Annotated in this window: 14 protein-coding genes and 1 tRNA gene; 7 read left to right on the top strand and 8 right to left on the bottom strand. The window is 61.7% G+C overall.

The genetic code is table 11. The annotated features are described in order from the left end of the window. Positions 1 to 270: 270 nt before the first annotated feature. From AB0O87_RS06475 to galU, 4 genes are all read right to left on the bottom strand, one after another. A tRNA-Ala gene (locus AB0O87_RS06475) sits at positions 271 to 346 on the bottom strand. Positions 347 to 398: 52 nt separating this feature from the next. Beyond that, positions 399 to 1,253, bottom strand: coding sequence for a hypothetical protein (locus tag AB0O87_RS06470; RefSeq protein WP_363512824.1), 855 nt, complete (start codon positions 1,251 to 1,253; stop codon positions 399 to 401). Positions 1,254 to 1,345: 92 nt separating this feature from the next. After that, the gene (locus tag AB0O87_RS06465) at positions 1,346 to 1,975 is read right to left on the bottom strand and encodes a GNAT family protein (protein ID WP_363512821.1); all 630 of its coding nucleotides are present in this window, start codon (positions 1,973 to 1,975) and stop codon (positions 1,346 to 1,348) included. A gap of 24 nt (positions 1,976 to 1,999) precedes the next feature. Continuing rightward, complete coding sequence (galU, locus tag AB0O87_RS06460; RefSeq protein WP_363512819.1) at positions 2,000 to 2,887, bottom strand: UTP--glucose-1-phosphate uridylyltransferase GalU; 888 nt, start codon at positions 2,885 to 2,887, stop codon at positions 2,000 to 2,002. Positions 2,888 to 2,928: 41 nt separating this feature from the next. On the opposite strand from galU, the gene AB0O87_RS06455 reads away from it, so the two are divergent. Genes AB0O87_RS06455 through mscL form a run of 3 tightly spaced genes read left to right on the top strand, consistent with a single transcriptional unit; the run spans position 2,929 to position 4,263 of the window. Then, entirely contained in the window at positions 2,929 to 3,516 is a 588-nt protein-coding gene (locus AB0O87_RS06455; RefSeq protein WP_363512816.1) for a 5-formyltetrahydrofolate cyclo-ligase, read from the top strand. A gap of 24 nt (positions 3,517 to 3,540) precedes the next feature. Next, on the top strand, positions 3,541 to 3,813 hold the full coding sequence (locus tag AB0O87_RS06450; protein WP_363512813.1) for an FmdB family zinc ribbon protein: 273 nt from the start codon (positions 3,541 to 3,543) through the stop codon (positions 3,811 to 3,813). Positions 3,814 to 3,840: 27 nt separating this feature from the next. After that, positions 3,841 to 4,263: a large conductance mechanosensitive channel protein MscL gene (mscL, locus tag AB0O87_RS06445; protein WP_363512810.1), complete on the top strand. Its 423-nt coding sequence runs from the start codon at positions 3,841 to 3,843 to the stop codon at positions 4,261 to 4,263. A 274-nt stretch (positions 4,264 to 4,537) separates the two neighbouring features. Here mscL and AB0O87_RS06440 read toward each other — a convergent pair whose 3' ends face one another. Then, on the bottom strand, positions 4,538 to 8,164 hold the full coding sequence (locus AB0O87_RS06440; protein ID WP_363512966.1) for an AAA family ATPase: 3,627 nt from the start codon (positions 8,162 to 8,164) through the stop codon (positions 4,538 to 4,540). 273 nt (positions 8,165 to 8,437) lie between these two features. Between AB0O87_RS06440 and AB0O87_RS06435 the strand changes: the two genes are divergently transcribed. Next, positions 8,438 to 8,950, top strand: coding sequence for a methylated-DNA--[protein]-cysteine S-methyltransferase (locus AB0O87_RS06435; RefSeq protein WP_363512807.1), 513 nt, complete (start codon positions 8,438 to 8,440; stop codon positions 8,948 to 8,950). Positions 8,951 to 9,018: 68 nt separating this feature from the next. Here AB0O87_RS06435 and AB0O87_RS06430 read toward each other — a convergent pair whose 3' ends face one another. Both AB0O87_RS06430 and AB0O87_RS06425 read right to left on the bottom strand, forming a co-directional pair. Further along, entirely contained in the window at positions 9,019 to 10,656 is a 1,638-nt protein-coding gene (locus AB0O87_RS06430; RefSeq protein WP_363512804.1) for a cation acetate symporter, read from the bottom strand. Beyond that, the gene (locus tag AB0O87_RS06425; RefSeq protein ID WP_363512801.1) at positions 10,653 to 11,000 is read right to left on the bottom strand and encodes a DUF485 domain-containing protein; all 348 of its coding nucleotides are present in this window, start codon (positions 10,998 to 11,000) and stop codon (positions 10,653 to 10,655) included. Before AB0O87_RS06425 ends, AB0O87_RS06430 begins: the two co-directional genes overlap by 4 nt. Positions 11,001 to 11,108: 108 nt before the next feature. Here AB0O87_RS06425 and AB0O87_RS06420 point away from each other — a divergent pair, with 108 nt between their 5' ends. Together AB0O87_RS06420 and AB0O87_RS06415 are read left to right on the top strand one after the other, a co-directional pair. Next, positions 11,109 to 11,966 (top strand): LuxR C-terminal-related transcriptional regulator, encoded by an 858-nt coding sequence (locus tag AB0O87_RS06420; RefSeq protein WP_363512798.1) that lies wholly within the window; start codon positions 11,109 to 11,111, stop codon positions 11,964 to 11,966. 71 nt (positions 11,967 to 12,037) lie between these two features. Further along, positions 12,038 to 12,376 (top strand): Lsr2 family protein, encoded by a 339-nt coding sequence (locus AB0O87_RS06415; protein WP_363512795.1) that lies wholly within the window; start codon positions 12,038 to 12,040, stop codon positions 12,374 to 12,376. Positions 12,377 to 12,398: 22 nt separating this feature from the next. On the opposite strand, the gene AB0O87_RS06410 is transcribed toward AB0O87_RS06415, so the two are convergent. Further along, positions 12,399 to 13,049 carry a MarR family transcriptional regulator gene (locus AB0O87_RS06410; protein WP_363512792.1) on the bottom strand — a complete coding sequence of 217 codons (651 nt, stop codon included), beginning with the start codon at positions 13,047 to 13,049 and terminating at the stop codon, positions 12,399 to 12,401. A gap of 89 nt (positions 13,050 to 13,138) precedes the next feature. Between AB0O87_RS06410 and idi the strand changes: the two genes are divergently transcribed. After that, entirely contained in the window at positions 13,139 to 13,660 is a 522-nt protein-coding gene (idi, locus tag AB0O87_RS06405) for an isopentenyl-diphosphate Delta-isomerase (RefSeq protein WP_363512789.1), read from the top strand. Position 13,661 lies beyond the last annotated feature (1 nt).

The following is a 13,661-nucleotide window of genomic DNA, read 5'->3' as shown; positions in this document are numbered from 1 at the left end:
GACAGCAACAGAAGAGGTGGAATCCCAACCCTAGACGCAAACGTCCGAACTCTCAAATGAGAGAAGATTGGGAGTGGTTCTCCGCTTGAGGGGGGGTGAAGCTCTCGGCTCCTCCGCTTCCCTGTGGGGCGAACAAGTAATAAGTTACGCGGATCCAGGGGTTCCGGCAAATCAGGGCGTACCGCCGGGCGTGTCGCCCTGCGGTGGGTTCTGATCCCACGAAAAAAGCCACCGGTAATCCGGTGGCTTTTTGAGGAGTTCAACTCCTGGTGGTGGACCTAAGGGGATTCGAACCCCTGACCTCCTCGATGCGAACGAGGCGCGCTACCAACTGCGCCATAGGCCCTTACGTTTTCTACGTTATCACGCTGGATGCGGGGCATTCTCGCGTGTGCGCCTCAACCCGCCGCACGCCTGGAAAGCAACTCACGCACGTGAGCCTCAATCTCATCGTCGTCCACGATCCCCATCCGCGCATAGGGCGAAACCGTCGCTGCCGGCGCAGGGATCGGGGTGGGCGCCGGTGGCGCCATCTGCTCCGCACGTTCACGCAGCGCTTCGATTCGTGCGGCCTTTCGGCGCTGCTCCTGTGCTTCCACCTGAGCCTGAGCAGCGTGAGCACGAGACCCATCCACTGTGACCAACGGCTCGGGGAGCCGGCGCGGGGTCCACGTGGCTGGCCCCTGGTCGTGGAGTTCCGCCGTAGCGCGCGGTGCGGCGTGCACACTCTGCACCTTGGCCTGCCTCCCTGCCCGCGCTGCCACGGTAGACATCCGCTGCAGAGTGATGCCGGCGGCGACCGCCATAACGCCACCGATCCACAGCAACACTGACGAGCCGGCGGCAAACAGCTGCCAAGCACCTAGCGCCGCAACCGTCAGACCAAGAAGGAGAGTCGACGTGGCAACGATGCGCACGCGCCGCCGTGCTCGCGCTCGACGGATGACGGGGTCTGCCCGCGTTGCCGCGAGCTCTTCGCGTAGCGCCTCCAACTCAGCGGCTGCGCGCTCAGACTGCACGCGCTTAGCGAGTTTCTGCTGGGCCAGCGCGGTGCGAGTGTTCAACTCGAACTGCACCTCTCCGGGCGTCTCACTCGTCTCAGCGAGAACGCGGAGCGCCTGACTGAGGCGAACGGCGTTGCGCTCGGCCGCATTGTATTGAAAGCGACCGCGCCAGGACGGGAGCAGATAGAGCATCCAGAGAGCGGCCGCGACAAGCACGATCACTCCCCCGCTCAGTACTGGTCCGTCCATAATCCCCACGCTACGGGTTCACTGAGGACTGCGATGCGCAGGAGGGCGCGTGTCGCACCGACTTTGTCGCAATTGCCAGCGCACGCGCACTTCTACTGCGCGATGCTGTCGGATGGCGGCACGGTTGCCGCATCCGGCGGCACCTGCCCATTTAGCCAGCGTGCAAGCACGCCTTGCGGAACATCCTCTTTGGTCAGCGCGAAGGCGTAGTGATCTCGCCAGTCACCATCGATATGGATGTAACGGCGTCGAAGGCCTTCGTAACGGAACCCCAGCTTTTGCACCACTCGAAGACTGGCGGCATTCTCCGGGCGGATGCAGATCTCCATCCGGTGGAGGCCGTACTCCGTAAAACACGCATCCGTCGCAAGTGCGACGGCCACCGGAGTGATCCCGCGTCCCGCGAACTTCTCACTCACCCAATAGCCGATGGTTGCCGAGCATAGTGAGCCGCGCGCGACTCCCCAGACATTCAGCTGGCCTGCGATCTCGCCGTCGTACTCCATAACGAAGGGATAGCCTGCACCTTCGCGATACTGCTGCAACAGACGCCGAATACTGAGGCGCATGTCGAACGACACCCCGCCGCGCGGCACTGTCGCCTCCCAGGGCTGAAGCCACGAGCGGTTCGCGAGAAGGTCATGTTGCAACCGTCGCGCGTCTTTGGTGCGGACAAGCCGCAGCTCAATGGGTCCGTGTCGCATTCCTGCAGCGAGATCCATGCCGCACCGACGCCAGCGGAGCGCCTAGAGGCGTTCCGCGAACTCCTTGAGCCACGGACGCAGCTCAGGGCCGAGGTCTTCTCTGTCAGAGGCGAGCTGCACAATTGCCTTGATGTAGTCCACACGGTCTCCCGTGTCATAGCGGCGGCCACCGAAGATCACTCCGACGACTCCTGGGCCGTCCGAAGCAGTGGCTAGCTCCTGAAGCGCATCAGTGAGCTGAATCTCGCCACCCTTACCTGGCTCGGTGCGCTCGAGAATGTCAAAGATAGACGCCGGCAAAACATACCGACCGATGATCGCGAGGTTGGAGGGAGCATCCTCGGTTGCGGGCTTTTCCACCAGCCCAGTGACCTGGACCGAATCGGAGCCTTCGATCTGCTCAACAGCGGCAGCGCCGTACATGTGGATGTTGGCCGGGTCGACCTCCATCAGCGCAATCACGGCAGCGCCAGAGCGCTCGTGCTCGGCGATCATGTCGGTGAGCAGCGGGTCACGCTCGTCGATGAGGTCGTCGCCAAGGAGCACGGCGAACGAACTGTCGCCGACATGCGTGCGAGCGCGCAACACGGCGTGGCCGAGGCCCTTCGGCTCACCCTGACGAACGAAGTGGATGTCTGCAATGTCGCTCGACTTCATCACGCGCTCGAGACGGCCGGTGTCGCCCTTCTCCATCAGCTTCACCTCGAGCTCTGGGACGGAGTCGAAGTGGTTGGAGATCGCGTTCTTGTTGCGGCCGATGATGACGAGGATGTCATCGATCCCTGCATCAGCTGCCTCTTCAACGACGTACTGAATTGCTGGCTTGTCGACAACAGGCAGCATCTCTTTGGGCATTGCCTTGGTCGCGGGAAGAAAGCGCGTTCCGAGTCCAGCGGCTGGAATGACAGCTTTGATCTTGTGGTGAGCCATTCTCCCAGCCTAGCGGTGCGCATCGTTCTAGACTCGAAGCCATGTCGAACGAAGTCGAACATGCAAAACGGGCGCTTCGTGCCGAGCTTCGTGAGCGACGTCAGCTTCTCTCCGATTCGCAGCGCGAATCGGCGTCCATCGCGATCGGAGAACGCCTCGACGCCCTGGTCGACGAACACGGTGCACGCTCGATTTCGTGCTTCCTTTCTACGACGACCGAGCCAGGCACCCGCGAGTTCGTCACGCGTGCAGTCCGCCGCGGTATCCGAGTGCTTCTGCCGATTACTCGCGCCGATGGATTGCTGGACTGGGCAGTCGCAACGGATGACGGCACCTTCACTGATGGTTTATATGGCCTGCCTGAACCCACAGGAGAGGTTCTCGGTCCGATCGCCGTGAACGATGTCGACCTGATGATCGTTCCAGCCGCCGCCGTTGATCGCTCCGGGATGCGGATGGGCTGGGGACGCGGATACTTCGACAAGACGATCGGTTCCATGCAGAAATGCCCGCCTGTGTATGCAGTCATCTATGATTCCGAAGTACTCGACGAACTTCCGCGAGAGGTGCACGATCAGCCGGTGAACGGCATCGTCACCCCTTCGCACACCCTCACCCTGTCGCCTTGACGACGCCGACCCGCAAGGACTCCGATGCCTACCTACGCCTATGCCTGCACATCATGCGAGCACAAGTTCGACGCTGTGCAGACCTTCGCCGACGACGCCCTGACGGTCTGCCCTGAATGTGGCGGTTCGCTGCGCAAGCAGTACGGCTCAATCGGTGTGACCTTCAACGGCTCTGGTTTCTACCGCACGGACTCGCGCGCTAAATCCGGCGGATCCACCGAGACTTCGACATCATCAAAGACAGAGTCGACGACGAGCGCCAAACCGGCCGCTGCATCCACTCCAGCCTCGAGCTGACACCGAGAAAAAGATTTGGGAGTTTCTATGCTCAAGGGGTTTAAAGACTTCATTCTGCGCGGCAACGTTATCGACCTGGCCGTCGCCGTGGTCATCGGCGCTGCTTTCACCGCGATCGTCAACGCCGTGGTGTCCAGCCTGATCACGCCGTTCATTTCACTCTTCTTCAAAGCAGACTCCGTCGGTGGCTTCGGTCCGGTGGTGACCAACATCTACGGCGATGAAGTGACGTTCCCGATCGGGGACTTGATCTCAGCAATCATCAGCTTCCTTGCGGTGGCCCTCGTCGTCTACTTCGTCTTCGTCTTGCCGACGAACACCTTCAAGGAGCGCGTCGAAGCACGCAAGGGCACCCCGGCCGAGGAGCCGGAAGAGGAGCCAGCAGCCGCAACCGAGGCCGAGCTTTTGGTCGAGATTCGCGACCTGTTGAAGAGTCAGCGCGACGCCTAACACCTCAGCTAAAAGAAACGCACGGTTCCTCCTCGGAGGGGCCGTGCGTTTCTTGTTGACTCAACATTTCATGTTGGCTCAGTAGTGCGGGGGCACGTCTTGAAAGAGCCTGTCGTCGTTCGGCCCCTTCTCCCCCTGCGGACGTGCAGCAGGCGGGGGTGTCACTGCACCGGTTTCCGGCTCAGGGTCACTCCCCGGCGCTGGCGTCAAAACCGCACGACGCGATCCAGGGACCCGCGTCACCTGTTGTCGCGGTTCCGCTGAGTCAGATCGATCAGTCATTCTGCGTGTCGATGATGTCGATCGGCTGTGTGTCGTTCTCGGCACGAGGCGCCGACTCGGAGATACCGAGAACCCCTGCAATCCGGGTGGCCGCCGTGACAGGGTCGCTGTAAAGGTCGAAGGCGTGTACGCGCACGTAATGCCACCCGAGACGACGCAGCACATGCGGTCGCAGACGCAGAGTCTCCCTGAGCGATTCCCCTCGCGCTTCGGGGTCGGACTCGATCACAACGGCCTTGCCACCATACTGGGCGACCAGCGGCAACAAGCCCCGGTAATCCACGTCGACCGATGCGCCTAGTCGTCGCAACTCTCGGGCTAGCGCCAGCGTGAGCGGGTCAGCCAGGTCTTCTAGACGTGCTTCCCTGCTCCGCGCTGCGAGACCACCAAGGATGGACATGAGCGTGGCGGCGCCGTGCTCAAGGCGCCCATCGTCAAAGGCGGACGGGCGGATCGAGGACACCAGGACCATCGAGCGGCGCGCTCGCGTCATTCCGACTGTGAGCAGACGCTCTCCGTCTGGTGTCGAAAGGTCACCGAAGTCGCTGAGGACACGACCGTGCTTAGTGAGGCCGAAACCCAGCGAGAAGATCACACGATCGCGGCTCTCCGCCACGGATTCTTCCAGGGTCAGCACGGCGAACGGCTCAACAGTGTCGCGGCCGACGAAGTCGGCGACGTCGGAACGCCCCGCGAACGCTGACGTGACGGCCGCGCGGACGCGCTCGGCATGACGCGCACTGGCTGTCACCACCATGAGCGATTCCGTAGGTCGATGGATTGCGTGTTCCACCACCAGCGTGACGACCCTTGCCACTTCGGCATCCGGACTTTCGACCGCGCCAGACACCGGGTCAGGAGTGCCAGTGCCGCCCTCCACATAGTCGATGGTGAGGCTACCGCGGCCAAGGTACGAACCGGCCCACGGAAGCGAAACAATCTCGCCGCCGTAGAACGCATCGTTGATCAGCTCGGCGAGGTCCTCGCCCCCTGCGCGATAGCTACGTGTCAGTGTCATCACGGGAAGAAGCTCAGACAAGCGCTCGAACGCCGAGACATCGTCAAAAGGAACCTCCGGCTCCCAAGAGTCTTCCGGGTCAACCGCGATGTCGAAAGGTGTCGGGCGCTGTGTCACAGGATCACCGAACGCCACGATCTGCCGCGCCCTTCGAATCGACGGCGCTGCCTCTGCCAGGTTGATCGCTGCGGCATCGACGAGCAACACCGTGTCGAACTCAACGGAATCCGGAATCTCGGGCACCAAGTAGGGGGACGAGATCCAGACGGGCGCGAGTACATCAACGAGAGTCGGTGCTGCGCTCACGACCTGCGCTGTAGATGTCGACGGCTGCGTCAGTGCCCGGCGGAGGTGCTGGGACTCCGTTGGTTCATCGACGATCGCAATCCGCCACTGGTTCGCGAGCTGCCACGCGAGCAATGGGCCAGCCATTGCGGCGTGGGCTTCGTCAACCAGGCGGAAATCTCGCTCCAGGCGGTCAACCACAGCAGTGTTTGCGCCGAGGAGCGCGCGGTTGTCTTGCAGCGCCCGTTCGAGGAGCGATTGCCACCACGCGAACTCGAGCTCTTCCCCCACCTGCGACTCGGAGACGTGTCGTACCGAAAGGTCAGCGAGCAACGGCTCAAGGCCCAGAAGAGCAAGCCGATCACGCAGTTGCGCTCGCTCAACCAGGTTCTCGAAGACGTCGGATTTCGCGGCGAGCCCTGCGAGCGTGCGCACGAGCCGCTCCACAGGAAGAGAAGAGAGCGGTTCGCGCCGCCCGAGAGCCGTATCAAGCTCAGCAAGCTCTGCTTCCGCGCGTAGCCAAGCCGCATGTACGTCGGCCAGTCCCAGAGGAATCTCCGGAGCAACACCCGTTTCCACAAAACGCTGCCACTGCGTGCGCTGCGTCTGGATGCGCAACAGGGACTCGTGCATCTCGGTGACGTGGACGCCTGGGCGCACATACTCTTTGGCGAGTCGCCGCAGTCGTCGCCTGTTTGCGCCGGAGAGTCCTGGGGCATCTCTGCGCGAGCCGTGTGCTTGGATGAGTTCCCCGAGAGGACGCTCGAACACCGTCGGGCTGAATCGATCGAGGGAGTCGCGAATACCTTGCAAGAGCTCGAGATACTCTCCAAGCTCATCAATGGTCGCGAATGGCCTCATATGGGTCTGCGAGATCAATTCGTAGCCGCGCTCAAGCAAGGCCGGAATGCTGTCTGTGTGCAGTCGTCCTGCCAGATCATGTGCAGACCGCGCCGCTTCGGTGCTCGCAAACGTCACGCCGTACCAGGGCGAGTCGTTGGGCCCGAAACGGAACTCACCCAGTCGAGCGGCATGCGCGAGAGCATCGGCCGCCTCCGAACGATCATTGGCCAGACGGCGCAATGCATCAGGACCGAGCCGCGCTGTGGTCGAGGGCGGCTGCGGAAGCGAGGCAAGCCTCGTGAGTTGACGTGTCGCGTCGAGTACCGACGCGTTCAGGCCAGCTACCGGCGCGCTCAGTGCTTGGCGATAGTCGCGAAGAACGGTGCGCAATCGCACGAGCGCATCGTCAACCTCGCTGACCTTCGGAGCGGTCGCCTTCTCGTTGCGTCCAATCGCCCTGACCAGATCGCGCCGCACGCTGGCTGGCGAAATCGCCAAACTGTCAAGCCCAATGCCGGAGAGCCGATGGCGCACTCCGTCCAAAGTTGAGCGCCGTGCCGAGACAACCAGCACTCGTTTTCCGCCCCGCACCAATTCGCCGAGCGCATTGATCACGGTTTGTGTGCCACCGGTGCCTGGCAACGTCGCCACGGTCAGGGAGTGTCCGGCGGCGATGCGAGCGAGCACCGCCTCTTGCTCATCGTCTGCGTCAAGGAGGAGATTGTCCGATGCCGGAGCACGGTCATCCGGCCCAATATGATGCGGCGTCGCTCGCGGCGCCGTCACTCGCTCCCGATCTCCGACGTGACCGCCAAGAGCATTCAGGAGCTGATGGTCGAAGCTCCCCCCATCGCGGGACATAATCCCCGAGACGTCAGCGAATGTCGAGATGACGAGCCGGGGCTCGACCGAAAATGTGTCGATGGACTGGGTCATCGTACGCAAGCTGTCGATCACCGGCTGCGGCTTGAAAATTCCACCATCGTAGGCGAGCGACGCAAGTGCTGTGGCGTCAAGCGAAAGCCCGAAATGGTCTCGCGCGATGCGGACCAACTCTGGATTGACTTCGAACGCTCCCTGCAGCTTTAGCTCGAAGTCGGAGTGGTGTCGGCGAATGGCCAATGGGCGCAACAAAACAGGGGCGGCGAAGCCGGCTCCCCCGATACGCCAGCGTGCAACCCCGACGGCCAGATGTACAGCCTCGATGCCACGCACCGTGCGCAGTTCAGTATTTTTGGCAGTAATGCGCTCCGCAGCAAGCCGCGCAGTGCGCAGTCCCACCTCGTCGCGATAGAGATTAGAGAGCAGAGTCGATTTGCCGGTGATGAACTGCGGCAAGCTCCCTGGGTGCGCTTTAGAGATATCGATCCCCGACTCGGCACTGTCACGGAAACTCACCAGAGGGGACGGTCCGCCGAGGTCGGCTGCTTCCGCCCTCCATCTTGTCCGTTCGGCTTCGGCCGCATGCGCAATCTCTACGCCGAGTGAAGCGTCGCGTCGGTCGCCGACCGCCGCAGCAGAATCTTCTGCTGCGCTACCCGCAGATTTGTCCTCACGTCGCCACACATTCACACACTAGGCGCGGGATTGCGGGAGATGAGGTATCCCAGGCGGGTTTCCGCTGAATTTGCCGCTGCCACGGCCGCGCACGCACTACTCCTGCCCGCTGGGCCCTGCCATCCTGTTATCCCCTGGCACGGCCAGCGAGAGCGGTGGGGGTGAGGATCGACGGTCAAGATAGTCACCATGACGTTCCGCTACGACTTCGCGCCGACCCCGTTCGGTGACGCGCTCGCGGTGTTCTCAGACGAGGGCATCGTGCAGTTCGACCTCACTGAGTCTGAGGACCCACTTGTTCCGTGGCTGTTGGAGGGTGTCTCCCGACAACTTCACTCAACTCCAGAACATTCACCAGGCTGCGCAGACGAGCTCGCCAACCTTCTCGCCGCTTACTTCGACGGCGACCAGGTGCGCTTCTCAGACCACCTGCGCTTCGACTGGCGGTTGGCGGAAGGCTTTGCGCTCAACGCCCTCCAGACGATCAGCACTATCGAGTGGGGCGAAACGATGAGCTATGGCGAAGTTGCCGTACTCGCCGGCCACCCCGGAGCCGCGCGTGCGGTGGGTACTGCCTGTCGCCTCACGCCATTTTCGATCATCGTGCCGGTGCATCGTGTCGTTCGTTCAGACGGCAGCGCAGGGCACTATGGCGCACACCCCGAGCGGAAACGATTCCTCCTCGACCTCGAAAGTCGTTGAATCGGGGCCTACGTGGACCCGGCGGGTAGGCCGTCGGGTCCACGCAAGAGGCAACAGGATATGGCGCCTCAGTGATCCACCGCCTTCTCCGCACCGAAACCGGTCAACGACCGTACTTCCATCTCGGCAGCGAGCTGAGGCGATTCCTTGCGACTGCTCGTAACGGTGCCAAGCCAGCCGAGCAAGAAGCCAAGCGGAATCGACACAATCCCTGGGTTGCTCAGCGGCCACACCGCGATGTCGATCCCGGGGATCATCGATGTCGGCGAACCGGAGAACACCGGAGAGAGAACGATGAGCAGCATCGCAGAACCGAGGCCGCCGTACATGCTCCACACGGCACCCCTGGTGCTGAACCTTCTCCAGAACAACGAGTAGAGGATTGTCGGGAGGTTCGCCGACGCAGCGACTGCAAAAGCGAGCGCAACCAGGAACGCGATGTTCTGTCCCTGTGCTCCGATGCCACCGAGAATCGCCAAGACACCGATCACGATGACCGTCCTTCTCGCGACACGAACTTCTGCGTCAGGGTCCGCCTTGATCGGCTGCCCATCGGCGTCCTTGCGTCCCTTTTGAATGACATTTGCGTAGATGTCGTGTGCAAACGATGCAGCAGCCGTGATCGTGAGCCCTGCAACGACGGCAAGGATCGTCGCGAACGCCACGGCGGAGATAAGCCCAAGAAGCACGGGACCGCCCAGCCGCAGTGCGAGAAGCGGTGCAGCAGAATTCACGCCGCCTGGGGCTGCTTCGATGACGTCTGCACCCACGAGAGCGCCAGCGCCGTAGCCAAGCACCAGCGTCAGCAGGTAGAAGCCGCCGATCAGCCAGATGGCCCACACGACAGACCGCCGGGCTTCTTTTGCTGTCGGCACCGTGTAGAAGCGCATCAGCACATGGGGCAGCCCTGCGGTGCCGAGGACGAGTGCCATGCCAAGGGAAAGGAAGTCCCAGGGGTTCGCGCCATACTTCAGTCCTGGCGCGAGAATAGCCTCTCCATACTCCGAGTTCGCGACAGCAGCTTCGAGCACCGTGTTGAAGCTGAATCCGTTGATCGCGAGCACCCAGATTGTCATGACGAGAACGCCACCGATCAACAGGAATGCCTTAACAATCTGCACCCAAGTGGTGCCCTTCATTCCGCCGATCAACACGTACATGATCATGAGGATGCCCACGACGGCGATCACGATTGACTGGCCAACTCGACCATCGATCCCGAGCAACAAAGACACCAGCCCTCCGGCACCGGCCATCTGCGCGAGAAGGTAGAAGAAGCAGACAGCGAGTGTCGTGATCGCGGCGGCCATACGCACCGGGCGCTGCTTGAGACGGAAGGACAAGACGTCTGCCATCGTAAATTTGCCGGTGTTGCGCATCAGCTCAGCGACAAGGAGCAACGCAACAAGCCACGCAACCAAGAAACCGATGGAGTAGAGGAAACCGTCGTACCCGTTAATCGCAATGGCTCCACAGATCCCCAAAAAGGAGGCCGCAGAGAGGTAGTCTCCTGCGATCGCGAAGCCGTTCTGCGGTCCAGTGAACGAACGTCCACCCGCGTAGTAGTCTGCGGCGGTCTTGTTGTTTCGACTGGCCCTGATCACGATGAACAACGTGACCGCGACGAACGCGAGAAAGATCGAGATATTGAAGACGGGATTGATTTCTAGCGCGGCTTGATCTGCCGCCATCGGAAGACTATTCATGATGCGGCCTGCGCCTTCTCCAGCTCTTCACGAATTTCGGTTGCCAGCGGGTCGAGCTTTCGATTCGCGAACGAGACGTAGGCCATCGTGATGGTGAAGGTTGTCACAAACTGCCCCAGGCCGAGAATCAAGCCAATGGTGATGTCGCCCCAGACCTTCTGCCCCATAAATTCCGGCGCGAAGGCCGCAAGGATCACGTACGCGAAATACCACAGTAGGAAGAACGCCGCGAGTGGGAACACGAACGATCTCTGCGTGCGTTTCAGCTGCAGAAATCTCGGCGAACGCTCGACGGCTATGTAGTCAATCTCGCCAGAAGATTCTGCGTGCGTCTGGTCGTTCATGGGGCCTCCTTGCCACATGTCATGTACCCGCACGACGAGACCGTGCGAATGGTAGGGTCGACGCTACGAAACGGGGCACGCAGTCGTCACCCCCGGAAGTAGGTAGTCGTGAACTCACCGGTCACCCGCGAGTCTGAGGCGGAGCTCGTCGCCAACGCGGTGCGCGAGCTTGCGCGTCGCACACGCTTCCCCGTCGCATTCGGCGGGCTCGTCGAAGAGGGCGTCGTTAGTGTCACCAGCATCGTCGGCGCCCGCACGAGAGCTCTGGACGGTCTCCGAGTGCGACCAGAGCGTGGACTCGGTGGGCGAGCGATGATGGAGCTGCGCCCTCGGATGACGAGCGACTACGGCTCATCGCAGCAGATCACACACGATTACGATGTCTTCGTTCTCGGTGAAGGACTCCGCACCCTCCTCGCTCTGCCGATCATCGTGCAAGGTCGCTCTCGCGGCGTGCTCTACGCCGGCGGTTGGGACGAAGAACAAGTGGGGGGCGTGACGACCGCCCCCGCAATGCAGGTGGCGCAGTCGGTTGCAGACGAATTGCGCATTCGAGACGAGGTCCAGCGTCGTCTGCAAACGGCATCCACCGAGGCAGCGATGATCCCCGGCCCCCAGCGTGAACAACTACGCGAGAGCTTCGCGGAGTTGCGGAGCATTGCAGCCTCCGTCGCAGACGCTCACGTACGTGCTCGTATCGCGCAGGTTGAGCAGCGACTGATGACACTCGCCGTCGACCCAGAGGCTGCTCACACTGGGCCGGTGTCGAAGATCCATTTATCCCCCCGTGAGACGGATGTTCTTGCGTGCGCCGCCCTCGGATCAACGAATGCAGAAATCGCTGCACAACTCGGTCTCCGCGAAGGAACAGTTAAGGCGTACCTCGGCACAGCGATGTCGAAACTCGATGCGTCGACACGGCATGCGGCCGTTGCCAGAGCTCGGCGCGCTCGTCTCCTGCCTTGACATTAATTCACGCCAATTTGTGAATATTCGAGACTTGTCGCATTTCGCTTATCAAGAGTAAAGTCAGCACCATGGCTAGACGAATTGTGCACCAGCTGGTTGATGACATTGATGGCAGCGTTTTGGAGGTTGGAGAAGGCGAGACACTCCATTTCTCGCTAAACAGCACGGCCTATGAGATTGATCTCAGTTCAGAGCACGCGGAACAACTGCGTAGCGCGCTGGAACCCTTTATTGCCGCAGGCCGCCGGTCCGGCACGGCCGCGCGAAGCTCAACCTCTAAGAAGCGAACAACGCGGAACCCCGAAGTTGCCGCTATTCGCGCATGGGCAAACGAGAACGGGCACCCTCTCTCGGAGCGGGGACGCATCCCGGCGACGGTGCTCGAGGCGTATCACGCTGCCCACTGATGACCACTCAATCGGCGCCGAACTATTTCGGCGCCGATTGTGCCCATGACTCGTCGCGCAACGTTATTTCCTCTGTCATGTCTTTGAGGAACCGGATGACGATTTCTCGTTCATCCGAAGAGAGTCGCGCCGCGGAATAAAAACGCTTCGCTTGCTGACGACCCACTGTCTCCATCGCAGCTTGCCTGGTTGCCGGGGTGATGCTGATGTGCAGCGCCCTGCGGTCTGTCGGGTGCGGCGAACGCAGAATGTGGCCGCCACGTTCGAGCCTGTCCAGCAACTTGGTGGTCGCCGCTGTCGAGACTCCGAGGTGGTGCGCTATACCCCCGGGGGTTGCTCCCAGCTCTCGGTTCGAGCACACGATCAGATAGTGCAACGCCCGCATATCCGTCTCGTTCAACTGCATGTAACGGCGTGATGCTTGCGAGAGCGTCTGTTCCGCTTCTCTGAGGTTCGCGAGTGACTCCATGAGCCGCGCGATTTGTTTGAGATCTTCGGGGGCAACGCCCGCACGGTCGATGAGCGCGCTACGCGGATCGGCCGCTTCCACGTCGTAGATGGCCCCGTGCGCGAGACCATCCGAAGGGCGCGCTGGCCCACCCTCGCCACCTACTCTGAGTGGGAGCGGTTCCTGCGACCCCGCGTGCGGGGTGGTGCCGGGCTCCGAGTGCATGCGATCATGTTACACACGTACAGTTTCATGCTAAGTTGATTACTCACCAGGTTAGAGACATTGGGAAGGTTAGAGGTCAAGAGGATGCCATGGACCACGTGACCCTCCTCGCCGATGACGGAAGCGCCGTCGGCACTATGCCGAAGAGTGAAGTCCACACCACAGACACACCCCTCCACCTGGCCTTTTCTTGCTACGTCTTCGACACTCAAGGTCGCCTCCTCGTTACACGACGTGCGCTGGCAAAGAAGACCTGGCCCGGCGTGTGGACCAATAGCTTCTGCGGCCACCCCCGCCCAGACGAAGTGATGAGCGACGCTGTCAAACGACACGGACTCAGCGAACTCGGCATGCGGCTTTCCGAAATCCGGCTCGCACTTCCCGAGTATCGATACAGGGCCGTTGACGCGAGCGGGATTGTTGAGAACGAGGTGTGCCCTGTGCATGTCGCCGTGCTCGATGGCGATCTAACAGCCAACCCTGACGAGGTATCCGAGTGGGCTTGGGTGGACGTTGAAGCGCTGAGCGCCTCCGTGGAGAACGCACCTTTCGCCTTCAGCCCCTGGTTGGTTGAGCAGTTACCCCTTCTCCGACAGGTCGGCGAGGTCTGAG

The sequence above is a fragment of the Microbacterium sp. NPDC076768 genome (assembly GCF_040687205.1).
GTDB lineage: Bacteria > Actinomycetota > Actinomycetes > Actinomycetales > Microbacteriaceae > Microbacterium.
Note: the sequence above shows the minus strand (reverse complement) of the source record. Positions and strands in the feature narration are given on the sequence as shown.